Here is a 24,966-nt window from a genome sequence, read left to right on the forward strand (position 1 = left end):
CGGAGCCCCGTGTGCTCGTTCGAACCGCCTTCCCCGCGGCTCGACCGGAACCGGCCCGAACCGCCTTCCCCGCGGCTCGGTCCTCGCACCCGGGACGGAAAGGCGTGGCGGACTCTCCCGTCCCCGCGGGGACCCACCTGACGCTCTTCCCCGGCGCCAGGCGGGCCCCGCGGGGGGCGGGCTCCCCCTCTCGTCACGGCAGGTCGCCCCATTCCGCCCCACGTCCTCCACTGCGCCCCACTTCCTCCACCACGCCCCACGCCGCTCCCCGCGCGCTTCCCACGGCCTCGGGCCGTCCTGCGTCACGATCGGGGGCAGACGTCTGAGTTCGAGAGGCGGTCGACGATGAGCAGCACTGGTGGGGCACCGGTGCCGGTGCACGTGCCCGTGCTGCTCGACCGCGTCGCCGAACTGCTCCGCCCGGCGTGCGCGGCGGAGGGCGCCGTCCTGGTCGACGCCACGCTCGGCCTGGCCGGCCACTCCCTGGCGCTGCTCACCGCCCACCCCGGCCTGCGGCTGGTCGGGCTGGACCGCGACCCCGACGCGCGCGCCGAGGCCACCCGGCGGCTCGAGGCGGCCGGCTTCGCCGACCGGGCCACCGTCGTCCCCGCCGTCTTCGACGAGCTGCCCGACGTCCTCGACCGGCTCGGCCTGGCCGAGGTGCAGGCGGTGCTGTTCGACCTGGGCGTCTCCTCGCTGCAGCTGGACACGAACGAGCGCGGCTTCAGCTACGCCGCCGACGCCCCGCTGGACATGCGGATGGACAAGGCCGGGCCGCTCACCGCCGCCGACGTCGTCAACACCTACTCCGCCGCCGACCTGGCCCGGGTGCTGCGGGTCTACGGCGAGGAGCGCTTCGCCGCGCGGATCGCCGGGGCGATCGTGCGCGAGCGGGCCCGCGAGCCGTTCACCGGCACCGGCCGCCTGGCCGAGCTGGTCCGCTCCTCGATCCCGGCCGCCACCCGGCGCACCGGCGGCCACCCCGCGAAGCGGACCTTCCAGGCGTTGCGGATCGAGGTCAACGACGAGCTCGGCGCGCTGACCCGCGCCCTGCCCGCGGCGATCGACGCGCTCGCCGTCGGCGGCCGGATCGCGGTGATCACCTTCCACTCGCTCGAGGACCGCATCGTCAAGCAGACCCTGGCCGCCGGCGCGACCGACTCCACCCCGCCCGAGCTGCCGGTGCCGCTGCCCGAGCACAGCCCGGTGCTGCGGCTGCTCACCCGCGGCGGGGAGGCCGCCTCCGACGCCGAGACGGCGGTGAACCCCCGTGCCGCCTCGGCCCGGGTCCGTGCCGCCGAGCGCATCCGGCGGGCCGCGTGACCACCCCAGCCCGCCGGACGACGACGCGGTCCACCACACCGCGCCCGCACCGCACCGGGGCGGTGCGCACCGGCACCCTGCGCAGCACCCCGATCCGCCCGCACCTGTGGGTCGTGCCGGACGGCGAGACGGGCCGCCGGCTGCGGTCGGGTCCGCGCCGGCGCGCGCCGTTCGTGCTGCTCGTCGTCGCCCTGCTGCTCGGCACCACGCTGGGCCTGCTGTTCCTCAACACCGCGATCGCCGTCGACTCGCTCAAGGCCACCCAGCTGCGCACCGAGAACGCCCAGCGCGAGCAGGACATCCAGCGGCTGCAGCAGCGGGTCGTGAACGGCAGCACGCCGGAGCAGCTGGCCGGCGACGCCGCGAAGGCGGGGATGGTGCCGGCCGGGCCCCCGGCCTACCTGGTCATCCAGCCCGACGGCAGCTCCACCGTGCGCGGCACCGCCCAGCCCGCGCCGGAACCCGTCGCCCCGCCGCCCGCGTCGTCGTCCTCCCCGGCCGTCCCCGACCGGGCGGGGGACTGACCGGTGACGAACACCCTCGGGCCGGTCCGGCGCGGCCCGCAGCGCCCGGCCCCGCGCGCGGACAGCCCGTTCACCCCGCGGCGCCCGCCCGGCAGCCGGCGCTCCCGCGGCGGCCTCAGCCTGGCCCAGCGCGCGCTGCGCAACAAGGTGGGCCTGGTCGTCCTCGTCCTGCTCCTCACCACCGTCCTGGTCAAGCTGGTGTTCGTCCAGGGCGTCGACGGCGCGACCTACGCCAACGCCGCCCAGCAGGACCGGCTGCGCACGTACCCGATCGCTGCGCTGCGCGGGGCGATCGTCGACAGCTCGGGCCGGACCCTCGCCTACACCGTCGACGCCAACCGCGTGGTCGCCGACCCCACCGTGGTCAAGAACGCGCAGCGCACCGCGCAGAAGCTGGCCGCGCTGCTCGACGTCCCGGCCGCCGGCCTCGCCGACAAGCTGTCCGGCAGCGGCCGCTACGTCGTCCTCGCCCGGCACGTGTCGCCGCAGACCACCGACGCCATCCAGGCGCTCGGGCTGGCCGGCATCTCCTTCGAGGACGACCCGCAGCGGCTCTACCCGGCCGGGGCGGTCGGTGGGCAGGTGGTCGGCTTCATCGGTGCGGACGGCGACGGGCTGGCCGGCGTCGAGCGGCGCTTCCAGGACCGGCTGGCCGGCACGAACGGCCAGCGGCGGGTCGAGGTGGGCAGCGGCGGCAACCCGATCCCGGCGGGCATCGACGAGTCCACACCCGCGGTCGACGGCAGCTCGGTGGCCCTCACCATCGACGAGGACCTGCAGTACGTCGTGGAGCAACGGCTGGCCCAGGCGTGCAGCGACGGCGCCACGACCCGGGCGTCCGCCGTGGTGCTGGACGTGCACACCGGCGAGGTCAAGGCCATGGCCTCCTGCCCCGGCTACGACCCGGGGCACTACAACGAGACCGATCCGAACCTGCTGGGCAACCCGGCCGTGTCCGACGTCTTCGAGCCCGGCTCGGTGATGAAGGCGGTGAGCCTCTCGGCGGTCCTCGAGGAGGGCGTGGCCACCCCGGACACGGTGCTGACCGTGCCCGGCCACATCCAGGCCGGGGACGTCGTGGTGCAGGACGCCCACGACCACGCACCCGTCCAGTGGACGGTCACCGGGATCATGGCCCACTCCAGCAACATCGGGACGATCATGCTGACCCGCCAGGTGGGCGACGAGACGCTGGAGAAGTACCTGCGCGCGTTCGGCGTCGGCAGCCGGACGGGGATCGAGCTGCCCGCGGAGAGCCCGGGCATCCTCCAGAAGTCGTCGGACTGGACCGACAGCCGGGCGGCCAACGTGCCGATCGGCCAGGGCGTCTCGGTCACCACCCTGCAGCTGGCCTCGATCTACCAGACCATCGCCAACGGGGGCGTGCGCATCCCGCCGCGGATCGTCCAGTCCGTCACCGCCGCCGACGGCCGGGTCACCCGCGAGGGGACGCCGGACGGCACCCGCGTGATCAGCGAGCACACCGCGTCGCAGATGACCTACATGCTCGAGTCGGTGGTGAGCCGGCACGGCACCGCCCCGACCGCCGCGATCGACGGCTTCCTCGTGGCGGGCAAGACCGGGACGGCGCAGCGGGCCAACCCCGACACCGGCAGCTACGCCGGGGGCGGCTACGTGACGACCTTCGCCGGGTTCGCGCCGGCCGACGACCCGCAGTACGTGATCGCGGTCAACCTGGAGCGCCCGACCAGCTCCGAGGAGGGCGGGGAGACCGCCGCGCCGGTGTTCCACGACATCATGAGCTACGCGCTGACGGCCGGCGGCGTGGTGCCGTCGGGAGCCTCGCCGCCGGAGTTCAAGCTCGACGGTCCGTGACCTGAGCCGATCCGCTGAGCTGCGAAAACTGTCGTACCCCCTCCGTAGTTTGCGGTCATGACGACGACCGCCGATCACGAGCCTTCGTTCGTGATCGACGTCGTCTACGAGTCGCACCGGGCGGCTGCCGCGCGCCCACCCAAGGAGCGGACGGCGGCCTGGCTGCAGCTGATCCAGCGGCAGCGGTCGCGGGCGGCGGCCGAGGAGGCCGAATTCATCCTGCGGCTGGCCGAGCTGTGCCCGGACGAGGAGGATCCGCCGCCGGATCACCCCGGTGCGGCCAAGACCTATTGGATGTCGGCGCGGTCGGAGTTCCCCGGGGTGTCGGAGTTCTTCGTCGACGAGCTGGCCGCCGTCCTCGGGGTCGGCCGCGGCACCGCCGCGCACAAGGCGACCCGTGCGTTCACCTGGCGCGACAGCCTGCCGGCCACCTTCGCGGCGCTCAAGGGCGGGGAGCTAGAGGAGCGGCGGGCGCAGATCTTCGCCGACACCCTCGAGCACACCGCCTCGCGGCTTGCCTGGCGGGTTGAGCAGGTGGTGCTGCCCGAAGCGAGCAGGTTGGGGTTCGACGCGCTGAAGAAGCGCATCCTGGCCGTACTGCTCGAGCTGGACCCGGAGGAGGCCGATGAGCGGCGCGAGCTGGCCGCGAAAGCCTCCGACGTGTGGGTCGAGCCCGGCGCCGACGGGCGGGCCACCTTCAGCGCGGAGATGGACGCCGAAGAGGCCGCCGAGGGCAAGGAGTTCATCAGCACCCTCGCGGTGATGGCCAAGCAGGACGGCGATCCGCGGCCGATCGGGCAGATCCGCTGCGAGATCCACTCGCTGCTCATCCGGGGCGCCGCCCTTGATGCGGCCGGGGTGCGCACCAGCCTCACCATCACCGCGGCCCTCGAATCACTCGAAGGCACATCGGCCCAGCCGGGCGAGGTCAGCGGGCACGCGATCACCCCGGCCCAGCTGGCCGACCTGCTGCGTCGCGTCGGCGCACTCGGCGTGCACACCCCCGACGGTGGGCAGCTGACCTTCGCGATCACCGACGCTGACGGCCGGATCATCGCCACCCTGGACCTGGAACAGCTGCAGCGGCGGGTCATGCGCGGCCAGGGCGCCGACCCGCCGCCCCCGACCGAGTCCTACACCCCCACCCGCAGCCAGCGGGCTCTCGTGAACACCCGCGACCGGGGCTGCCGCTATCCCTTCTGCCCCGAGCGGGCCGGCTGGGCCGACCACGACCACGTCGTCCCCCACGCCGAGGGCGGCCCGACCACCTGCACCAACCTGTGCTGCTTGTGCCGGCACCACCACCGGCTCAAGACCTTGGCCAAGGGCTGGCTGTTCCGCATGGAACCCGACGGCACCCTGCACGTCACCACCCCGTCCGGCATCACCCGGACCACCCAACCCTGGGCGATGCGCCGACGACCACCCTCGCCGCCACCCGATCCCGACCCGCCGCCGTTCTAGTGCCGCGGCTGCCTACCTTTGCCCGGTAGCGGCGCTGGGTGGGGTGTCGGTCGATCTTGAACGCTGGAACGGTCGTCTCGTCTGATCCTGACTTCCCCGCAGGAGATGCGAGATGACCCAGCAGGTGCAGGTTCGGCCGATCAGCACCGACGAGGGCAACCGACTGCTGCGCATCGTGCGCCGTGGCACCGGGTCGGTGGTGACCTGGCGCCGGGCGCAGATGGTGCTGCTGTCGGCCCAGCGGATGCCGGTGGCCAAGATCGCCGCGGTCACCTTCACCAGCCCGGACCGGGTCCGCGACGTGCTGCACAACTTCAACACCGACGGCTTCGACTCGCTGTATCCCCGCTATGCCGGCGGGCGGCCACCCCGGTTCGACCTCAAGCAGCGCAATGAGATCAAGAAGATCGCGCTGTCCCGCCCGGCCGATCACGAGCTGCCGTTTTCCACCTGGAGCCTGGCCAAGCTGGCGGACTTCCTGGTGGCCGAGGGGGTGGTCGACGACATCTCGCACGAGGGCCTGCGCGCCGTGCTCCGCGACGCGGACGTCAGCTTTCAAGCCGTGAAGACCTGGAAGAGCAGCACCGATCCGGACTTCGAGGCCGAGTCCAGCCGGGTGCTGCAGCTGTATTCCATCGCCGATGGCAGCGTCGAGCCGGGGCCCGGCGATCCGACGGTGATCTTCTGCTTCGACGAGTTCGGCCCGCTGAACCTGCAACCACGGCCGGGCAAGCACTGGGCACCGATCGCCGCCGGCCGGGGCGATCCGGCGGCGCCGCGGCGTCGCCGCCGGCGGGCGGTCTACTTCCGCACCCAAGGCGTGCGGCACCTGCTCGCAGCCCTGGATCCGCACCGCGACCGGCTCTACGGCCACGTCAAAACCCGGAAGGGCCGCACCCAGTTCCTGGCCTTCTGCCGGTATCTACGGGCCCTCTATCCGCCCGAGGTGCGGCTGGGCATCGTGCTGGACAACTACAGCCCGCACCTGTCCACCCGCAAAGACGACCGGGTGGGCCGCTGGGCACTCGAGAATAACGTCGAGTTCGCCTACGTGCCCTTCTACTGCTCCTGGCTCAACCGGATCGAGCCGCAGTTCACCGCGCTGCGCTACTTCACCCTCGATGGCACCGACCACCAGACCCACGCCGAGCAGGGCCGGATGATCCGTCGCTACATCGCCTGGCGAAACCAACACGCCACCGACCCCCGGCTGCGCAAGGTGATCAAGCGAGCCTCGACCATCAAGCGGGCGAAGGTTGCCTGATGCGGCACTAGATGCCGGCGAGCAGACATGTCGGCTCGTCCCCATGTCGACGAGCCGACGCCCACGTCATCCCGCCGCGCGGGATGCGTCGTCAGGGCGTGACCAGAACAGACCAGCTCCCTCGACAGCCTCGCCTCCGAAGGGGCACGCGCAAGGCCACGGCAGGTCTCGACCTCGCCGAGTTCGTCCGGGCCCGCCTCGACGACGACGAGCGGACTGCCGAGCGGTGCTGCTACACCGACCAGCCGTGGATCGGTCTCGTCGACTTCCGCGGAGCGCACTACCTCGGCCTGTCCTGCGCCCGCGTCCGGGCCGACGTCCACGCCAAGCGGCAGATCGTGAGGCTGCACGCGGCCTGCGGGACCGGAACGGGCCGCTGCGACGAGGGCGGCCCCGAGGGGATCGGTTGCGCGACGCTCGCCTACCTCGCCGTGCCGTATGCCGCCCACCGGGACTACCGGCCGGAGTGGCGCCCCTGAGCAGTCCGCCCGAGAGCTCCGCCGCAGGTGGGCGCGCGGACCTCCGCGGGTGCGCGGGTCCGAGCGGGTGCGCCGGTAGATTGGAGCCCCGTGATCCCGACCGCCCCCGGGTCGACGCCCCGACCTGCGGGGAACCGACCGCTGCCGCTCGCCGAGCTGGCCGACCTCATCGGCCGGCCCGTCGGCGGATCCGCGGACGGGACGGCGGTCCGCGGCGTCACGCTGGCCTCCACCGAGGTGCGGCCCGGCGACCTGTACGCCGCGCTGCCCGGCTCGAAGACCCACGGCGTGCGCTACCTGCCCGACGCGGTCGAGCGCGGCGCGGTCGCCGTCCTCACCGACCCGACGGGCCAGGAGCAGGTGCCCGCCGGCGGCCTGCCGGTGTGCGTCGTCGACGACCCGCGGGCCGTGCTCGGGGACGTCGCCGCCCGCGTCTACGGCGACCCGGGCAGCCGGCTGACCGTCGTCGGCATCACCGGCACCAACGGCAAGACGACGACGAGCTACCTGGTCGAGGCCGGGTTCGCCGCCGCCGGGCGCACCACCGGGCTCATCGGCACCGTGCAGACCCGCACCCGGGGCCGCGACGGCGTGCCGACCACCTGGCCCAGCGCGCGCACCACGCCCGAGGCCCCGGTGCTGCACGCGCTGCTGGCCACCATGGAGGAGGCCGGGGTCTCCGCCGTGGTCATGGAGGTCTCCAGCCACGCCCTCGCCCAGGGCCGGGTCGGCGGCCTGCGCTTCGCCGCCGCCGGGTTCACCAACCTCAGCCAGGACCACCTCGACTTCCACGGCACGCTGGAGGAGTACTTCCAGGCCAAGGCACTGCTCTTCGACGGCCGCGCCGCCGTCGAGGTCGTCGACGTCGACGACGCCCACGGCCGCCGGCTGGTGACGAACGGCACGGTCACCGTCTCGGGCACGGGCGCGGACGCCGACTGGCGCGCCACCGACGTCGCCCCGGCCGCCGACGGCGGATCGGCCTTCACCCTGCACGGCACCGGCGGGCGCAGCTGGCCGGCCCGGCTGCGGCTGCCCGGCGCGTTCAACGTCGCCAACGCCGTCCTGGCCGTCGCGCTGCTCGACGCGGTCGGCGTCCCGGTCGAGGCCGCCCTCGCGGGCATCGCCGAGACCGTCGTGCCCGGGCGCATGGAGCCGGTCGACGCCGGTCAGCCGTTCGTCGCCGTCGTCGACTACGCGCACACGCCCGACGCCGTCCGGACGGCGCTGGAGGCCCTGAGGAACGCCACGACCGGCCGGCTGATCACCGTCCTCGGCTGCGGCGGCGACCGCGATCCCGGAAAACGCGCCGCGATGGGGACCGCTGCGGCCCTCGGCAGCGATGTCCTGGTCGTGACCGACGACAACCCGCGCTCCGAGGACCCCGCCGCGATCCGTGCCGCCATGCTGGCCGGCGTCCCCGCGCACCACCGCGCCGAGGTGCTCGAGATCGGCGACCGCCGCGCCGCGATCACCGCCGCCGTCGGCCTGGCCCGCCCGGGCGACACCGTGCTGGTCGCCGGCAAGGGCCACGAGACCGGCCAGGAGGTGGCCGGGGTGGTCACCCACTTCGACGACCGCGAGGTGCTGCGCGAGGCGCTCGGCACGCTCGCTGCCGGGACGACGGCATGATCCGGCTCTCCCTCGCCGAGGTCGCGGACGCCGTCGGCGGCACCCGCACCGGGGACGCCGAGATCACCGGCGCGGTCACGGTCGACTCCCGCACCGTCGGCGCCGGCGACCTGTTCGTCGCGCTGCCGGGGGAGCGCGTGGACGGCGCCGACTTCGTGGCCGTCGCGGCGCAGGCCGGTGCGGCCGCGGCCCTCTCGACCCGTCCGGACGACGCGCTGCCCACCGTCGTCGTCGACGACCCGGTGGCCGCGCTCGGCCGGCTCGCCGCCGCCGTCCACGCCCGGCTCGCCGTCACCACGGTCGGCATCACCGGCTCCTCGGGCAAGACCTCGACCAAGGACCTGCTCGGCCAGGTGCTCGCCGCCGCGGGCCCGACGGTCAGCCCGCCCGGCTCGTACAACAACGACATCGGCCTGCCGCTGACCGTGCTCTCCGCCGACGAGGACACCCGGTTCCTCGTGCTCGAGATGGGCGCCCGCGGCCCCGGCCACATCGCCCGGCTCTGCGGCATCGCGCGGCCGGACATCGGCGTCGTGCTCAACGTCGGCTCGGCCCACCTCGGTGAGTTCGGCTCTGCGGAGGTCATCGCCCAGGCGAAGGGCGAGCTGGTCGAGGCGCTTCCGGAGAACGGCACCGCCGTCCTCAACGCCGACGACCCGCGGGTGATCGGCATGGCCCCGCGCACCGCCGCCCGCGTCGTCACGACCGGCATCCGCGAGCCCGCGGACGTCCGGGCCACCGGGGTCCGGCTGGACGAGTCCGGCCGCGCGCGGTTCACGCTGCACGCTGGCGGCGAGGAGCAGGACGTCGCCCTCCGCGTGGTCGGCGAGCACCAGGTCGCCAACGCGCTGTCCGCCGCGGGCGCGGCGCTGGCCGCGGGCCTGTCGCCCGCCGCGGTCGCCACGGCCCTGTCGGCGGCCGAGCCGCGCAGCCGGTGGCGCATGGAGGTCGGCCGACGTCCGGACGGCGTCACCGTGGTCAACGACGCCTACAACGCCAACCCCGAGTCGATGCGGGCCGCCCTCGCCGCGCTGACGGCCCTGCCGGGGGAGCGGCGGATCGCCGTCCTCGGCGCGATGGCCGAGCTGGGCCCCGGCGGCGGTGCCGAGCACGAGCGGCTCGGCCGCGACGCGGCGGCCGCCGGGGTGGACCTCGTCGTCGCCGTCGGGGCCGATGCGGTAGGCATAGCGAGCGGGGCAGCGGCCGCCGGACGGCGGCCAGGAGAGGAGTCGGTGCACGTGCCGGACCGGGCTGCCGCCCGCGCGCTGCTGTCGGAGCTGCTCCGGCCCGGCGACGTCGTCCTGGTGAAGGCCAGCCGCAGCTACGGGCTGGAGCGCCTCGCCGAGGACCTGCTGGGGGCGGGCGCGTGAAATCCGTCCTCTTCGCCAGCGGCTTCGGCCTGATCATCTCGATCCTGCTCACGCCGCTGGCCATCCGCGCCTTCCGCCAGAAGGGGCTGGGGCAGGAGATCCGCGACGACGGCCCCGAGAGCCATCTGTCGAAGAAGGGCACGCCCACGATGGGCGGCACGGTGATCGTCGCGGCGACCGTCGGCGGCTACGTGATCGCCCACCTGCTGCTCGTCAGCCAGCCCGGCCGCGGGTTCACCGCCACCGGCGTGCTGCTGCTCTTCCTCATGGTGGGGCTCGGCACCGTCGGCTTCCTCGACGACTACCTGAAGATCCGGCACCGCCGCAGCCTCGGGCTGAACAAGACGGCGAAGCTGGTCGGGCAGCTCGTGGTCGGGGTGACCTTCGCCGTCCTGGCGCTGAACTTCGAGAGCGGCGGCCAGACGCCGGCCTCGACCAGCGTCTCCTTCGTGCGCGACATCGCGCCGATGGGCCTCGGCGCGGTCGGGTTCGTGATCCTCGCCTACCTGTTCATCGCCGGTTTCTCCAACGCGGTGAACCTGACCGACGGCCTCGACGGTCTGGCGTCCGGGTGCTCGGCGATGGTGTTCGCCGCGTACGTGTTCATCTCGTTCTGGCAGTTCACCCACGACTGCGCGCTCAAGCCGATCGACGGCTGCTACCTGGTGCGCGACCCGCTCGACGTCACCCTCGTCGCCGCGGCGGCGCTCGGTGCCTGCCTGGGCTTCCTGTGGTGGAACACCAGCCCGGCGCGGATCTTCATGGGCGACACCGGCTCGCTGGCCCTCGGCGGCCTGATGTCCGGCCTGGCGATCGTCACCCGCACCGAGCTGCTGCTCGTCGTCCTCGGTGGGCTGTTCGTCGCGGTCACCCTGTCGGTGGTGATCCAGGTGGCCTTCTTCCGGGCGACCAGACGCCGGGTCTTCCGGATGGCACCGCTGCACCACCACTTCGAGCTGGCCGGCTGGACCGAGAACACCGTGATCGTGCGGTTCTGGCTGGTCACCGGCATGGCCGTGGCGTTCGGGATCGGGCTGTTCTACACCGACTGGCTCTCGTTCGCGGGGCTGTGAACGTGCAGCTGTCCGGCCGGACCGTGCTGGTCGCCGGCCTCGGCGTGTCCGGGGCCGCGGCCGCGCGCGTGCTGCTCGAGCGCGGCGCGCGGGTGCTGCTCGCCGACGCCGCTCGCCCGTCGGCCGTCGACGCGTTGCTGGAGTCCGGTGCCGAGTGGCTCGGCCCGCTCGCCGAGGTGCCGGCGGACGTCGAGCTGGTGGTCACCTCGCCGGGCTGGCGCCCCGACGCCCCGCTGCTGGTGGACGCCGCCCGCCGCGGCATCGAGGTGCTCGGCGAGCCCGAGCTCGCCTGGCGGCTCCGGGCCGAGCCGGCCGCCCCGTGGTTGGCGGTCACCGGCACCAACGGCAAGACGACGACGGTCACCATGCTCGAGGCGATCCTGCTCGCCGGCGGGCGGCGGGCGGTGGCCGCGGGCAACGTCGGCCGCCCGCTGGTCGAGGTGGTCACCGAGACGGGGGCGGACGGCGCCCCGGCCTACGACGCGGTCGCCGTCGAGCTCTCCAGCTTCCAGCTGCACTGGTCGAGCACGCTGGCCCCGCAGGCCGCCGCGGTGCTCAACATCGCTGACGACCACACCGACTGGCACGGCAGCTTCGCCGCCTACCGCGACGCCAAGGCGCGCATCCTGCGCGGGGCCGAGGTGGCGGTGGCCGACGCCTCCGACGAGGTCGCCGCCGCGCTGGTGGCCGGCGCGCCCCGGCCGGTGACGGTCACCCTGGGCGAGCCGGCGCCCGGCCAGCTCGGTGTGCGGGACGGCGCGCTGGTCGACCGCGCGTTCGCCGACGACCCGGCGGGGGAGGTGCTGCTCGAGGCCGGCGCGTTGCAGGTCAGCGGCCCGCACAACACCGTCAACGCGCTGGCCGCGGCGGCGCTGGCCCGGGCCGCCGGGATCCCGGCCACCGCGATCGCCGCGGGGCTGGCCGGCTTCCGCGGCGGCGCCCACCGCAACGTCCTGGTGGCCACGGTCGACGGGGTCGACTACGTCGACGACAGCAAGGCGACCAACCCGCACGCCGCCGGCGCCTCGCTCGCCGCCTACCCCCGCGTGGTCTGGATCGCGGGCGGGCTGCTCAAGGGCGCCGACGTCGATCCGCTGGTCGAGGCGGTCGCGCCGCGGCTGGCCGGCGTCGTCCTGCTCGGCCGCGACCGGGCGCAGCTGGCCGCATCCCTCGCGCGACACGCCCCGTCGGTGCCGGTCGTCGAGGTGCCGAGCGGCGACGATGAGGGGATGGGGACCACCGCTGAGCAGACGATGCGGCAGGTGGTGACCGAGGCCGCCCGGCTGGCCCGGCCCGGCGACACGGTGCTCATGGCCCCGGCCGCCGCCTCCATGGACGTGTTCACCGACTACGCCCACCGCGGGCGCGCCTTCGCCGACGCGGTGCGCGAGCTGGGTTAGCCCCGGATGACCGCCGGCACCACCACCCGCCACGACACCGGCTCGGTGTCGGACCGCCCCGCCGCGCGCCGCTACCGCGTGCGCCGGCTGCAGGGCCCCGACTGGCTGGACGGGCCCATGGTCAGCTGCACCCTCGTGCTGGGCGCGGCCGGTCTGCTGCTGGCGATCGGCCTGGTCATGGTGTTCTCCGCCTCCTCGGTCAAGGCCGCCCTGTCCCACGAGCCGGCCTGGGCGCCCGGCGTCCAGCAGCTGGTCTGGGCGGCCATCGGCGCCGTGGCGCTGGTGCTCGCGCTGCGGCTGCCGGTCGGGTTCCTGCGCCGGTGGTCGGGCTGGTTCATGGTCGCGATGCTCGTGCTGCTGCTCGCCGTCCTCGTCTTCGGCGTCCAGCTCAACGGCGCCCGGCAGTGGTTCGACTTCACGATCGCCCACTTCCAGCCGTCGGAGCCCGCGAAGCTGGCCTTCGCCCTGTGGGGCGCGCACATGCTGGCCACCCGCGACCGGTACCTGACCACGAAGTCGCTGCTGCTGCCGATCATCCCGGCGTTCCTGCTCATCGCGGTGCTGCTGCTCGCCGAGCCGGATCTCGGGGGCGTGGTGACGTTCTTCGTCATCCTCGTCGCGCTGCTCTGGGCCGGCGGCGCCCGGCTCAAGGTCTGGCTGGGTCTGGGCGCCGTCGCGGCGATCGGCATCGTGTCGCTGATCGCCGTCGCCCCCTACCGGCTGGCCCGGTTCACCTCGTTCCTCGACCCGTTCGCCGACGCCTCCAACACCGGCTACCAGGCGGTCCGCGGGCTGTACGCCCTCGCGACCGGGGGCTTCTCCGGCGTCGGCCTCGGCAACAGCCGGATGAAGTGGGGCCTGCTGCCGTACGGGGAGTCCGACTACATCTTCGCGATCATCGGCGAGGAGCTCGGTTTCCTCGGCTGCCTCGTCGTCGTCGCCCTCTACGGCGTGCTGGCCTACGTCGGGTTCCGCATCGCCCGCCGCTCGGCCGACCGGTTCGTCCAGCTGGCCAGCATCGCGATCACCACGTGGCTGGTCGGCCAGGCGACCATGAACATGGGGTACGTGGTGGGTCTGCTGCCGGTCACCGGCGTCACGCTGCCCCTGGTCTCGGCCGGGGGCACCTCGCTCGTGCTGACCTTGTTCATCGTCGGGGTGCTCGCCCGATTCGCGCTGTCCGAACCGGCCGCGATCGAGGCGCAGCAGAACCGTCGCCGCAGCCGGCTCTCGCGCTGGCTGCTGCCGGTGCCCGCGCACGCGGTCGACCCGGTGCGCTCGCGCCGGCGGCCGGGCAGCGGCCGGACGGTCGCCCGGGTGCCCGGTGGGGGAGCGGAGCGCACGCCGCGGCGCAGCACGCCGCCGCGCCGCCGCCCGCCGCTCGAGGAGCGGGAGCGCGGCGTCCCGCGCCGTCCCGTCGGCTCCCGCGTGTCCGAGGCGGCCACCCGCCGGCCGGGGCGGCCCGGATGAGCCCGCTGTCGATCGCGCTCGCCGGCGGCGGCACGGGCGGCCACATCGAGCCCATGCTGGCGCTGGCCGACGCCCTGCGCCGCCGCGACGATGACCTGACGATCACCTGCCTGGGTACCGCCCGCGGCATGGAGACCCGGATCGTCCCCGCGCGGGGCTACGACCTGCGGCTGATCCCGCCGGTCCCGCTCCCGCGCAAGCCCACCCTCGACCTGCTCAAGGTGCCCGGCCGGGTCGTCGGCGCGGTCCGGCAGACCGCGGCGCTGCTGCGCGAGCTCGACGCCGACGTCGTCGTCGGCTTCGGCGGCTACGTCGCGCTGCCCGCGTACCTCGCTGCCCGGCGGGCACACGTACCGGTCGTGGTCCACGAGCAGAACGCGCTGCCCGGCCTGGCCAACCGCATCGGCGCCCGGCTCGCCGCGCGGGTGGCGGTCACCGCGCCCGGGACACCGCTGCGGCACGCCGAGGTGGTCGGCATGCCGCTGCGCGGCGCCATCAGCGGCCTGGACCGCGCCGCCCGCCGCGCCGAGGCCCGGGCGGAGTTCGACCTGGACGCCGACCGGCCGACCCTGCTGGTCTTCGGCGGCTCGCAGGGCGCCGCCTCGCTCAACCGGGCCGCCGTCGGCGCCGCCGACGCGCTCACCGCCGCCGGGGTGCAGGTGCTGCACGCCCGCGGGCCGAAGAACACCGACGTCGAGGTGCCGGCCCGCCCGGCGGGCGAAGCGCCCTACGTCGTGGTCGACTACCTGGACCGCATGGACCTCGCCTACGCCGCCGCCGACCTCGCCCTGTGCCGCTCGGGCGCGGTGACCGTCGCCGAGGTGGCCGCCGTCGGCTTGCCGGCCGCGTTCGTCCCGCTGCCGATCGGCAACGGCGAGCAGCGCCGCAACGCCCAGCCGCTGGTCGACGCCGGCGGCGGCCTGCTCGTGGAGGACGCCGACCTGAGCCCGGCGTGGATCGAGCAGCACGTGGTGCCGCTGCTCACCGACGCCGACCGGCTGGCCGGCTTCGCGGCGCACGCCAAGGCCGCCGGGGCGCGGGACGCCGACGAGAAGCTGGCCGAGATCGTGCTGGAGGTGGCCCGTGGCTGAGGTCACCTGGACCGAGCCGGTGCCGACGCCGGACGAGCTCGGGGCGGTGCACTTCGTCGGGATCGGCGGGGCCGGCATGAGCGGGATTGCGCGGATCCTGCTGGCCCGCGGCGTCCCGGTCTCCGGCAGCGACCGCCGCGACACCCCGACGCTGCTGGCCCTGCGGGCGCTCGGCGCGCGGGTGGAGGTCGGCCACGACGCGGCGAACCTCGGCGCCGCCGACACGGTCGTCGTCTCCACGGCGATCCGCCCCGACAACCCCGAGCTCGCGGCGGCGCGCGAACGCGGGCTGCGCGTGCTGCCACGGGCGGTCGCGCTGGCCGCGGTGATGGCCGGACGGCGCAGCGTCGCCGTCGCCGGCACCCACGGCAAGACGTCGACCACCTCGATGCTCACGGTCGCGGTGCAGGCCTGCGGTGCCGACCCCTCGTTCGCGATCGGCGGCACCCTCAACGAGTCCGGCAGCAACGCCCACGCCGGCGAGGGCGACGTCTTCGTGGCCGAGGCCGACGAGAGCGACCGCTCGTTCCTGGTGCTGGCCCCCTTCGCGGGAATCGTCACCAACGTCGAGGCCGACCACCTCGACAACTACGGCGACCTCGCGGCGGTGGAGGCGGCGTTCGACCGGTTCCTGCAGACCATCGACCCCGAGGGGTTCGTCGTCCTCTGCCTCGACGACCCCGGCGCCGCACGGCTGGCCGACGTCCCGGTCAAGGCGCGGGTGCGCACCTACGGCACCGCCGCGGCGGCCGACCTGCGCCTGGTGGACGTCGCCGTCGGCGGGAACGGCGCGAGCTACACCGCCGTGCTGGACGGCACCGAGCTGGGCCGGGTGGAGATCCGGGTGCCGGGCGAGCACATGGCGCGCAACAGCGCCGCCGCCCTGCTGGCCGGGCTGGAGCTGGGGCTGCCGGTCGAGGGGCTGATCGAGGGCCTGGGCCGCTTCGGCGGCGTGCACCGGCGCTTCGAGCTCAAGGGCGTGGTCGGCGGCGTGCGCGTCTACGACGACTACGCCCACCACCCGACCGAGGTGCGCGCGCAGCTGGCCGCGGCCCGGGCGGTGGCCGGCGACGGCCGGCTCGTCGTCGCCTTCCAGCCGCACCTCTACAGCCGGACCCGCGAGTTCGCCGACGGCTTCGGCGACGCGCTCGGCCTGGCCGACGAGGTCGTGGTGATGGACGTCTACGGCGCCCGCGAGGACCCGGTGCCCGGCGTGACCGGTGCGATGGTCGCCGACGCCGTGCCGCTGCCCCCTGAGCGGGTGCTGTTCGAGCCGTCGTGGTCGGCCGCGGCGCCCGCGCTGGCCGCCCGCGCACGCCCCGGCGACCTGGTCATGACCATGGGCGCCGGCGACGTCTCGATGGTCGGGCCGGAGGTGCTGGAGGCCCTGCGCCGCGCGGGGGAGACCTCGGCATCGTGAGCCGCACGGGCACGACCACGCGCGACCGCGCCGGCGCCCCGCAGAGCGTGCGCCGCGAGCGGCCGGCTCCCGCGCGCAACCGCCGGCGCGAGCACAGCCGCCGGCACAAGCGGCTGCGGCTGGCCCTCGTCGTGCCGGTCGTCGCCACGATCGCCTGGGCGCTGTGGGCCAGCCCGCTGCTGTCCGTCCGGTCCGTCCAGGTCGACGGCATCCAGGACGGCGGTGCGGTGTCGCTGTCCGCCGACGAGGTGCGCGACGCCGCCGGGGTCCGCACGGGCACCCCGCTGCTGCGGGTCGACACCGACGCCGCCCGGGACCGGGTGGCCCGGCTGCCGCATATCAGCTCCGTGCAGGTGGCGCGCGGCTGGCCGTCCAGCGTGGTGATCACCGTGACCGAGCGGGTGCCGATCGCCGTCGTCCAGTCCGAGGGCCAGCGCTACCTGGTCGACGACGAGGGCGTGCTGTTCGACACGATCACCGGGAACCCGCCGGCCGGCGTGGTGCCGCTCGACGTCCGGCACCCGGCGGCGGGGGACCGCGCGACCGAGGCGGGCCTGGCGGCGCTGGCCAGCCTGCCGCGCACCGTGCGCGCCGACGTGGTCTCGGCCACGGCGACGACCGCCGAGGACGTCACGCTCACCCTGACCGACGGGACGACGGTGCTCTGGGGCGACGGCGCCGACAGCGAGGCCAAGGGCCGGGTGCTCACGGCGCTGATCGCGCAGATCGCGGCCGGCACGCTCGACCCGGCGCACACCATCGACGTCAGCGCTCCGGACGCGGTGGTGCTCCGCTAACCGTCCAGCGGGTGGACACTCCGCGCGCCGGCACCTCCGCCGGGAGACGCCGGAAGGGCAGGAGCCGCCCGTGTCCTCGCACGAGTACCTGTTGGACAACCAGGCGCGGCAGGCGGTCGACCGCTTCGGCGCCCTGTCGGCGCTCTTCGACCCGGTCACCTTCCGGCACGTCGACGCGCTGGGGATCGGGCCGGGCGGGCGGTGCTGGGAGGTCGGCGCGGGCGGCCCCTCGGTGCCCGACGGCCTCGCCGACCGCGTGCGTCCCGGAGGCCGGGTCCTGGCCACCGACCTGGACACCCGCTGGCTCGACGGCCGGACCGGACCCTCGGTCGAGGTGGCCCGCCACGACGTGGTCACCGACGACCCGCCGGACGGCGGGTTCGACCTCGTCCACGCGCGGCTGGTGCTGCTCCACCTGCCGGCGCGCGAGGAGGCGCTGCGCCGGATGATCTCCGCGCTGCGGCCCGGTGGGTGGTTGCTGGTGGAGGACTACGACGTCAGCCTGCAGCCGCTCATCTGCCCGGACGCCGTCACGTCGGACCACCGGTTGGCGAACGCGGTCAAGGCCGCCTTCCGGCAGCTCCTGGTCGACCGCGGCGCCGACACCGAGCTCGGCCGGAAGCTGCCCCGGCTGCTGCGGGAGGCCGGCCTCACGGAGGTGCGGGCCGACGCCTACTTCCCGCTCGCGGTGCCCGCCGTGGCGGTGCTCGAGGCGGCCAACGTCCGGCAGGTCCGCGACGCGCTCGTCGAGCGCGGGGACGTGACCGCCGCCGAGGTGGACCGGTACCTCGAGCTCGCCTCGACCGCAGAGGTGGACCTCGCCACCGCGCCGCTGGTCTCCGCGTGGGGCCGGCGCGCGCCGTCCTGACCCGGCTGGACCGCTCCCGCACGCCGGCGCAGCATGGGCCGATGAGCGCGCCGATCAGCCGGTTCCCCGTCGTCCCCACCGCCGACCTGCCCGACGACCTCCGCGAGCGCTACGCCGCCGTCGAGGAGCGCTCCGGGTTCCTGCCCCACGTCTTCGGCGCGCTGGCCTGGCGCCCGGCCGAGGCGGCCGCGTTCTTCGCCTACCACGACGCCCTCATGGACAAGGAGACGCCGGGGCTGTCCAAGGGCGACAGGGAGCTGATCGTGGTGGCCACCAGCGCGGCCAACGACTGCCTCTACTGCGTCGTCGCGCACGGCGCCATCGCGCGGATCCGCACCCGCGACCCCTACCTCGCCGACCAGGTCGCCGTCGACTGGCGCAAGGCGCCGCTGTCGCCGCGGATGCACGCCGTCCTCGAGGTGGCCGTGCGGCTGGCCGTGGAGCCGGCGGCGGTGAGCGCCGCCGACCTCGACCGGCTGCGCGAGCAGGGGCTCACCGAGGACGACGTCTGGGACGTCGGCGCGATCGTGGCGTTCTTCGCGCTGTCGAACCGGCTGGCGCACTGGGCGGCGATCCCGCCGAACGAGGAGTTCTTCCTCCTCGGACGGCTGCCGAATGCCTGAATCCGCAGGTCGGGGTCGAGGGTTGGTCACACCCGTCGCAGCCGACACGCTCGACACGCGCGACACGCCCGGTGGACGAAACAGTCTGCGGGGAGACGTACGGCACGGTCTGCAGCCGCCCGTGAGACGTTTCGAGGGCGGGTCGTCACACTTCGTGATGCTCTTGTGACGAACGGGTCCTCAGAGATTGGTGAGAACGCGGCCGGCCGACACGCCGGTCCACCGAGGGTGTTTGTGCCGCCCCGATGGCCTGCCTAACTTCCTCTCCGTCGACCGAGTTGACATAACTGTAAGGCTGTACTCGAGGTTGAGGGACGGGTTGGAGCGCCGCATGACACCTCCGCACAACTACCTAGCGGTCATCAAGGTCGTCGGCATCGGCGGCGGTGGGGTGAACGCGGTCAACCGGATGATCGAGGTCGGCCTCAAGGGGGTCGAGTTCATCGCGATCAACACCGACGCCCAGGCGCTGCTGATGAGCGATGCCGACGTGAAGCTCGACGTCGGCCGCGAGCTGACCCGCGGCCTCGGCGCGGGCGCGCAGCCCGACGTCGGCCGGCAGGCCGCCGAGGACCACCGCGAGGAGATCGAGGAGGTGCTCAAGGGCGCCGACATGGTCTTCGTCACCGCGGGGGAGGGTGGCGGCACCGGCACCGGTGGCGCGCCCGTCGTGGCCTCGATCGCCCGAAAGCTCGGCGCGCTGACCATCGGCGTCGTCACCCGCCCGTTCGCCTTCGAGGGCAAGCGGCGCGCGGTGCAGGCCGAGTCGGGCATCGAGGAGCTGCGCAACGAGTGCGACACGCTCATCGTGATCCCGAACGACCGGCTGCTGCAGCTGGGCGACCGGAACGTCAGCGTCATGGACGCCTTCCGCACGGCCGACCAGGTGCTGCTGTCCGGTGTCCAGGGCATCACCGACCTGATCACCACGCCGGGCCTGATCAACCTGGACTTCGCCGACGTCAAGTCGGTCATGTCCGGGGCCGGCTCGGCGCTGATGGGCATCGGCAGCGCGCGCGGGGACAACCGTGCCCTGCTCGCCGCGGAGCAGGCGATCGCCAGCCCGCTGCTGGAGGCCTCGATGGAGGGCGCCCACGGGGTGCTGCTGTCGATCTCCGGCGGGTCGGACCTCGGTCTGTTCGAGATCAACGAGGCCGCCTCGCTGGTCTCCGACGCCGCCCACTCCGACGCCAACATCATCTTCGGTGCGGTCATCGACGACGCCCTGGGCGACGAGGTGCGGGTCACCGTCATCGCCGCCGGGTTCGACGGCGGCCGGCCGAGCAGCCGCAAGGACGCCGGTGTCGCCCACGTGGCCCCGGGCACCTCAGCGGCCGGTGCGTTCACACCCGGCCTGCCGCACCGCTCGCCGGTCCCGCCGGTGACCCCCGCCGTCCCCGTCGCGGGCCCCACGGCGACGGGGGAGCGGCTGGTCGGTGCGGCGCCGTCCGGGTCGGTGACGCCGCCTCCGGTGCCGCCGTCGTCCCCGGCCGGGTCGCGCCCCGCCGTCCCGTCGAACGGCTCGCCGATCACCGTGCCGCCGCTGCCGCCGATCTCGGGCAGCGGAGGCAGCCGGCGGCCGCTGTCCAGCGAGGACTTCGAGGAGGAGCTCGACATCCCGGAGTTCCTCCGCAACTAGAAGGACCCCCTCCCCACCCTCCGCAGGCTCAGGGCGGGCCCCTGGAAGGGGGCCGACAGTTAGGTTCAGTACATGAGTTCCGTCCCGGCCGCCTCGTCGGCGGTGCGGCCCCGCCGGGTCGTCACCGATCGGCGGGGCGGCCGGTCGGCGTCTCCGTACGACTCGTTCAACCTCGGTGCGCACGTCGGGGACGCCCCGGCGGACGTCGCGGCCAACCGGGAGCGGCTGGCCCGCGAGCTCGGCGTCGCGGGCGACCGGCTGGTCTGGATGACGCAGGTGCACGGCAACGGCGTCGCCGTCGTCGACGGGCCGCAGGAGGCCCCGGTGCCCGACGTCGACGCCCTCGTGACGACGACGCCCGGCCTCGTCCTCTGCGTGCTGGTCGCCGACTGCGTGCCGGTGCTGCTCAGCGACGCCGAGGCGGGCGTGGTCGCCGCGGTGCACGCCGGCCGCGAGGGGGTGCGGCAGAAGGTGGTGCCGGCGGCGCTGGCCGCGATGGGCCGCCTGGGCGCCCGGCCGCGCAACGTCACCGCGCTGCTCGGGCCCGCCGTGTGCGGTGCCTGCTACGAGGTGCCCCGCGAGATGCAGGCCGAGGTCGCGCGGGTGGTCCCGAGCGCCGCCGTCCGCACCCGGTCCGGGACGCCGGGGCTGGACCTGCGCGCCGGGGTGGCCGAGCAGCTCGGCCGCGCCGGGGTCGGCCAGGTGGTGCACGACCCGCGCTGCACCGTCGAGGACCGCTTCCTCTTCTCCCACCGCCGCGACGGCGTCACCGGCCGTCAGGCGGGGGTCGTCTGGCTGTCATGAGCACCGCGGGGGCGGCTGCGAGGATCGCCGTCGTGCCCGCGTCGCCGTTCGAGGAGAACCTCACCGCCGTCCACGACCGGATCGCCGCGGCCGCTCGCGCCGCCGGCCGCGACCCGTCCTCCGTGCGGCTGATCGCGGTGAGCAAGACGTGGCCGGCCGGGGCGGTGCGCGCCGTGGCCGCGCTCGGGCAGGTCGACTTCGGCGAGAACCGCGTGCAGGAGCTGCTCGGCAAGGCCGGCGAGCTGACCGACCTCCCGCTGAGCTGGCACGCGATCGGGCAGCTGCAGCGCAACAAGGCCGCCGCGGTCGCCCGGCTCGGCGCCGTCGTCCACTCGGTCGACCGCACCTCCCTGGCCGGCATGCTGGCCCGGGCGGCGGAGTCCGCCGGGCGCCGCCTCGACGTCCTCGTGCAGGTCGACCTCGGCGGGCCGGCGGGGGAGGAGGCCGCCCGGGGCGGGGCGGCGCCCGCCGACGTGCCGGCCCTGGCCGACGCGATCGCCGGGCTGGACGCGCTGCGGCTCCGGGGGCTGATGGCGGTGGCCCCGCGCGACGAGGACCCGGCGCCCGCCTTCGCCCGGCTGGCGGCCCTCGCCGAGCGGATCCGCGCCGACCACCCCGGTGCCGTGGAGCTCTCCGCCGGGATGAGCGGCGACCTCGAGCAGGCGATCGCAGCCGGCGCGACGCTCGTGCGTGTCGGAACCGCGATCTTCGGCGCGCGCGCCCTACATTCCTCGGAGGATCGGGGGATCCCGACCACACGAGTCACACCAGCAACACGGGCCACGGACGACCCAGGCGTGTGAGTGCTCGTTGGACGAAGTTGACGAACGACCGCGACGCTGAGGACACCAGTAGAGGGGGAGGTCCGATGGCCGGAGCCATGCGGAAGATGGGGATCTATCTCGGGCTCGTCGAGGACGACGACGCGCGGGCCTACGGCCGCTATGACGCCCGTCAGTCCGAGCACCCCGACTCCGAACGCCGCTACGGCCGGTACGAGGACAGCCGCTACGCCACCGACTACGTCGACGACGGCTTCGCCGACGAGTCCTACGGCGACGAGCGCTACCCCTCCTCCCGCGACCGGTTCGGCGCCGGCTACGCCGACGACGTCGAGGCCGAGGAGGTGCCCGAGGCCCGCGAGCCCGAGCCCGCGGCACCCCGGCGTCCGGCCGCGCGCCCGCTGGGCCTGGCGCCGTCGGCCACCTCGGCGACCCCCGCCCGCCTGGGCGGCAGCCTCGGTGGGACGACGTCGGGGGCCGGTGCGGCCGGTCTCGCCGTCCGCGAGCCGGTGACGGCCGAGGCCGAGCCCGCCCCGGCGCCCAAGGAGCCGTACCGGATCACCACCGTGCACCCGCGCACGTACAACGAGGCGCGCCAGATCGGCGAGCGCTTCCGCGAGGGCGGCGCGGTCATCATGAACCTCACCGAGCTGGCCGATGCCGACGCCAAGCGACTGGTCGACTTCGCCGCGGGTCTCATCTTCGGTCTGCGCGGTAGTATCGAGCGCGTCACGAACAAGGTGTTCCTGCTCAGCCCCAGGGACGTCGACGTGACCGCCGAGGACAAGGCGCGGATCCGCGAAGGCGGGTTCTTCAACCAGTCCTGACGGCGAACGAGAGGACAGACAGCCCGGCACGAGAGGTGCCCCGAACGAGCGAGGACCGTGGCTCTCTTCTGGCAGATCGTCGACTGGGTGCTGCTCGTCTTCCTCGTGCTGCTCTTCGCCCGGTTCGTCGTCGACTGGGTGATGGTCCTCGCACGCAGCTGGCGGCCTCAGGGCCTGGTCGCGGCGGGGCTGGAGGTCGTCTACACGACGACGGACCCGCCGCTGAAAGCCGTCCGCAAGGTGATCCCGCCCCTGAACCTGGGGTCGGTCCGGTTGGACCTCGGGTTTATGGTCTTGTTGATCGCCGTCATCATCCTTCGCAACATCGCCCAGAATCTCGCTCTGTGAGCGCAGTTCTGCTCAGGGGCGCAGGCCGCACTGGGGGCGTGGTCCACCGCCGCTCGCCCGAGAACGTCCCTGTTCCCGCCGTCCGACCCGAGGTGACCCGATGCCACTGACGCCTGCCGACGTGCACAACGTCGTCTTCAAGAAGCCGCCGATCGGCAAGCGCGGCTACGACGAGGACGAGGTCGACGCCTTCCTCGACGTGGTGGAGGGCGAGCTGGCCCGCCTGATCGAGGAGAACAACGAGCTCCGGGCCGGCAACGGCCGCGCCCCGCGCGCGGAGGAGCGCCCCGAGCCGGTGGTGGCGCCGCCCGCGCCCGCCGTCCAGGCACCCCCGCCGCCGCCGGTGCAGGCCGCGCCGCGCGAGGACGACAGCGCCCGCGCATCGCGGATGCTGGCGCTGGCCACCGAGACGGCCGACCGGTACGTCAACGAGGCCAAGACCCAGGCCGAGCAGATGCTGGTCAGCGCCAAGACCAACAGCGAGCGGCTCATGACCGACGCGCGCGCCAAGAGCGAGCAGATGGTCAGCGAGGCCAAGCACCGCGCCGACTCGATGGTCACCGACGCCCGCACCCGCGCCGAGACCATGGAGCGGGAGGCCCGCGCCAAGGCCGCCGCCCTGGAGCAGGACGCCGAGCGCCGGCACACCGAGGTGATCAGCTCCCTGGAGGGCAAGCGCACCAGCCTCGAGCGCAAGGTCGAGGAGCTGCGCACCTTCGAGCGGGAGTACCGGACGCGCTTCCGGTCCTACCTCGAGTCGCAGCTGCGCGAGCTCGACAGCCGCGGTTCCGCCGAGCCGGCGATCAACGCCCGGCAGACCCAGCACGCGTCTGCTTGATGGGCCAAGCCTGACGGCCTGCGTCTTCAGAGCGGCCCCCGGACCTGGTGTCCGGGGGCCGCTCTCGTTCCTCGCCGTTAAGGTGCTCACGTGATCTTGGCTGCAGGTCTGCTCGTGCTGGTGGGGCTCGGCCTGTTCGTGGCCGGGCTCGCCACGGGGACGACGCTCCTCTACTGGGCGACGGTGGTCGTCTGCGCCCTCGCCGCCGTGCTGCTCGTGCTCTCCCGGCGCGGGATGTCCGCCGCGGCCGCCCCCGCCGCCCCGCGGAAGTCCGCCGCGACCCGGGAGGTGCCCGCGGCCGAGGCCGGCGAGGAGAGCGCGGCGGCACCGGGGCGCGAGGAGCCGGCGGCCGAGCCCGCGCCGGTCGCGGCCGCGGCGGTCGAGCCGTCGGAGGCCGCAGTGGCCGCGGTGGCAGGTCCCGCCGACGAGGGGGAGCCGCCGGTCGAGGAGGTCGAGGTCACCGACCTGCTGCTCGTCGTCGACCTCAAGGACGACGTCTTCGTCCTCGACGAGCACCCGCGCTACCACGTCGCCGAGTGCCCCCGGCTCGTCGGGCACGAGGCGATCCCGCTGCCGCTCGACGAGGCGCGCACCGACGGCTTCACGCCCTGCGGCGTCTGCTCGCCCGACCGCACGATGGCCGAGCGCGAGCGCGCCCGGCGGGCCGGTCGCACCTCCTGACGGGGGTGCTCAGAAGATCGGCCGCAGCCCCGCCGCGGCGAGGCTGATCTCCATCCGCCGTCGCTCGGCGGCGCGGGCGTTGCCCGGAGGCAGCCCCGTCAGGCTGTGCGGCACCTCCAGCAGCAGGGCGGCCTCGATGAGGACGTCGTCGTAGGCCGCCTGCAGGCCGCTGCGCCGGGCCTGCGGTGCGCCGGCCGGAACCCGGGCGAGCTGCCCGGAGAGCCGGTGCAGGTCGGCCGCGACCTGCTCGATCGGCCGGTGCGGCGGCTCGGTCGGCGGGCGGGCCCGCCGGCGTGCGGACCGCTCCATCTCCAGCTGGCCGCTGAACCACCGGCACAGGAGGTCGATGGCGGCGAAGGCGGCGACCAGCCCACCAGTGATGAGCCCCAGGTACAGCAGAGAACCGAGCATGC

General features: G+C 74.6%; 24 protein-coding genes. 23 read left to right on the forward strand and 1 reads right to left on the reverse strand.

The genetic code is table 11. The annotated features are described in order from the left end of the window. Positions 1 to 345: 345 nt before the first annotated feature. From rsmH to GGQ55_RS20265, 23 genes are all read left to right on the forward strand, one after another. The gene (gene rsmH, locus GGQ55_RS20155) at positions 346 to 1,323 is read left to right on the forward strand and encodes a 16S rRNA (cytosine(1402)-N(4))-methyltransferase RsmH (RefSeq protein WP_179719794.1); all 978 of its coding nucleotides are present in this window, start codon (positions 346 to 348) and stop codon (positions 1,321 to 1,323) included. Next, positions 1,320 to 1,847 (forward strand): cell division protein FtsL, encoded by a 528-nt coding sequence (gene ftsL / locus GGQ55_RS20160; protein WP_179719796.1) that lies wholly within the window; start codon positions 1,320 to 1,322, stop codon positions 1,845 to 1,847. The genes rsmH and ftsL overlap by 4 nt, the downstream gene beginning before the upstream one ends. A gap of 3 nt (positions 1,848 to 1,850) precedes the next feature. Continuing rightward, positions 1,851 to 3,683 carry a peptidoglycan D,D-transpeptidase FtsI family protein gene (locus GGQ55_RS20165; protein ID WP_179719798.1) on the forward strand — a complete coding sequence of 611 codons (1,833 nt, stop codon included), beginning with the start codon at positions 1,851 to 1,853 and terminating at the stop codon, positions 3,681 to 3,683. Between the two features lie 57 nt (positions 3,684 to 3,740). After that, positions 3,741 to 5,147, forward strand: a complete 1,407-nt coding sequence (locus tag GGQ55_RS20170; RefSeq protein WP_179719800.1) for an HNH endonuclease signature motif containing protein — start codon at positions 3,741 to 3,743, stop codon at positions 5,145 to 5,147. Between the two features lie 112 nt (positions 5,148 to 5,259). Beyond that, positions 5,260 to 6,411, forward strand: a complete 1,152-nt coding sequence (locus GGQ55_RS20175; protein ID WP_179719802.1) for an IS630 family transposase — start codon at positions 5,260 to 5,262, stop codon at positions 6,409 to 6,411. Between the two features lie 98 nt (positions 6,412 to 6,509). Next, on the forward strand, positions 6,510 to 6,890 hold the full coding sequence (locus tag GGQ55_RS20180) for a DUF6221 family protein (RefSeq protein WP_179719804.1): 381 nt from the start codon (positions 6,510 to 6,512) through the stop codon (positions 6,888 to 6,890). A 90-nt stretch (positions 6,891 to 6,980) separates the two neighbouring features. Continuing rightward, complete coding sequence (locus GGQ55_RS20185; protein ID WP_179719806.1) at positions 6,981 to 8,522, forward strand: UDP-N-acetylmuramoyl-L-alanyl-D-glutamate--2,6-diaminopimelate ligase; 1,542 nt, start codon at positions 6,981 to 6,983, stop codon at positions 8,520 to 8,522. Then, complete coding sequence (locus tag GGQ55_RS20190; RefSeq protein ID WP_179719807.1) at positions 8,519 to 9,892, forward strand: UDP-N-acetylmuramoyl-tripeptide--D-alanyl-D-alanine ligase; 1,374 nt, start codon at positions 8,519 to 8,521, stop codon at positions 9,890 to 9,892. The genes GGQ55_RS20185 and GGQ55_RS20190 overlap by 4 nt, the downstream gene beginning before the upstream one ends. Then, positions 9,889 to 10,965, forward strand: coding sequence for a phospho-N-acetylmuramoyl-pentapeptide-transferase (gene mraY, locus GGQ55_RS20195; protein WP_179719809.1), 1,077 nt, complete (start codon positions 9,889 to 9,891; stop codon positions 10,963 to 10,965). Before GGQ55_RS20190 ends, mraY begins: the two co-directional genes overlap by 4 nt. Then, on the forward strand, positions 10,962 to 12,365 hold the full coding sequence (gene murD / locus GGQ55_RS20200) for a UDP-N-acetylmuramoyl-L-alanine--D-glutamate ligase (RefSeq protein WP_366489818.1): 1,404 nt from the start codon (positions 10,962 to 10,964) through the stop codon (positions 12,363 to 12,365). Before mraY ends, murD begins: the two co-directional genes overlap by 4 nt. 6 nt (positions 12,366 to 12,371) lie before the next feature. Next, entirely contained in the window at positions 12,372 to 13,835 is a 1,464-nt protein-coding gene (gene ftsW / locus GGQ55_RS20205) for a putative lipid II flippase FtsW (RefSeq protein WP_179719811.1), read from the forward strand. Next, positions 13,832 to 14,926 (forward strand): undecaprenyldiphospho-muramoylpentapeptide beta-N-acetylglucosaminyltransferase, encoded by a 1,095-nt coding sequence (gene murG, locus GGQ55_RS20210; protein ID WP_179719813.1) that lies wholly within the window; start codon positions 13,832 to 13,834, stop codon positions 14,924 to 14,926. The genes ftsW and murG overlap by 4 nt, the downstream gene beginning before the upstream one ends. Then, a complete protein-coding gene (gene murC, locus GGQ55_RS20215; protein ID WP_179719815.1) occupies positions 14,919 to 16,346 on the forward strand; it encodes a UDP-N-acetylmuramate--L-alanine ligase in 1,428 nt (475 codons plus the stop codon). The genes murG and murC overlap by 8 nt, the downstream gene beginning before the upstream one ends. After that, positions 16,343 to 17,143, forward strand: coding sequence for a cell division protein FtsQ/DivIB (locus tag GGQ55_RS20220; protein WP_179719817.1), 801 nt, complete (start codon positions 16,343 to 16,345; stop codon positions 17,141 to 17,143). The genes murC and GGQ55_RS20220 overlap by 4 nt, the downstream gene beginning before the upstream one ends. Before the next feature lie 70 nt (positions 17,144 to 17,213). Next, entirely contained in the window at positions 17,214 to 18,011 is a 798-nt protein-coding gene (locus GGQ55_RS20225; RefSeq protein ID WP_218859358.1) for a methyltransferase domain-containing protein, read from the forward strand. Positions 18,012 to 18,052: 41 nt separating this feature from the next. After that, positions 18,053 to 18,634: a peroxidase-related enzyme gene (locus tag GGQ55_RS20230; RefSeq protein WP_179719819.1), complete on the forward strand. Its 582-nt coding sequence runs from the start codon at positions 18,053 to 18,055 to the stop codon at positions 18,632 to 18,634. A 331-nt stretch (positions 18,635 to 18,965) separates the two neighbouring features. Continuing rightward, positions 18,966 to 20,273 (forward strand): cell division protein FtsZ, encoded by a 1,308-nt coding sequence (gene ftsZ / locus GGQ55_RS20235; RefSeq protein ID WP_179719821.1) that lies wholly within the window; start codon positions 18,966 to 18,968, stop codon positions 20,271 to 20,273. 72 nt (positions 20,274 to 20,345) lie between these two features. Beyond that, complete coding sequence (pgeF, locus tag GGQ55_RS20240) at positions 20,346 to 21,077, forward strand: peptidoglycan editing factor PgeF (RefSeq protein ID WP_218859359.1); 732 nt, start codon at positions 20,346 to 20,348, stop codon at positions 21,075 to 21,077. After that, positions 21,074 to 21,880, forward strand: a complete 807-nt coding sequence (locus GGQ55_RS20245; protein WP_179719823.1) for a YggS family pyridoxal phosphate-dependent enzyme — start codon at positions 21,074 to 21,076, stop codon at positions 21,878 to 21,880. Before pgeF ends, GGQ55_RS20245 begins: the two co-directional genes overlap by 4 nt. A 65-nt stretch (positions 21,881 to 21,945) precedes the next feature. Then, a complete protein-coding gene (locus GGQ55_RS27965) occupies positions 21,946 to 22,686 on the forward strand; it encodes a cell division protein SepF (RefSeq protein WP_179719825.1) in 741 nt (246 codons plus the stop codon). 57 nt (positions 22,687 to 22,743) lie between these two features. Next, positions 22,744 to 23,034: a YggT family protein gene (locus GGQ55_RS20255; protein ID WP_179719827.1), complete on the forward strand. Its 291-nt coding sequence runs from the start codon at positions 22,744 to 22,746 to the stop codon at positions 23,032 to 23,034. 100 nt (positions 23,035 to 23,134) lie between these two features. Beyond that, positions 23,135 to 23,872 (forward strand): DivIVA-like cell division protein Wag31, encoded by a 738-nt coding sequence (gene wag31 / locus GGQ55_RS20260; protein ID WP_179719829.1) that lies wholly within the window; start codon positions 23,135 to 23,137, stop codon positions 23,870 to 23,872. Positions 23,873 to 23,962: 90 nt separating this feature from the next. Further along, positions 23,963 to 24,553: a hypothetical protein gene (locus tag GGQ55_RS20265; protein WP_179719831.1), complete on the forward strand. Its 591-nt coding sequence runs from the start codon at positions 23,963 to 23,965 to the stop codon at positions 24,551 to 24,553. A 9-nt stretch (positions 24,554 to 24,562) separates the two neighbouring features. Here GGQ55_RS20265 and GGQ55_RS20270 read toward each other — a convergent pair whose 3' ends face one another. After that, a complete protein-coding gene (locus GGQ55_RS20270) occupies positions 24,563 to 24,964 on the reverse strand; it encodes a hypothetical protein (RefSeq protein ID WP_179719833.1) in 402 nt (133 codons plus the stop codon). Positions 24,965 to 24,966 lie beyond the last annotated feature (2 nt).

Origin of the sequence: Petropleomorpha daqingensis (genome assembly GCF_013408985.1) — a bacterium.
GTDB lineage: Bacteria > Actinomycetota > Actinomycetes > Mycobacteriales > Geodermatophilaceae > Petropleomorpha > Petropleomorpha daqingensis.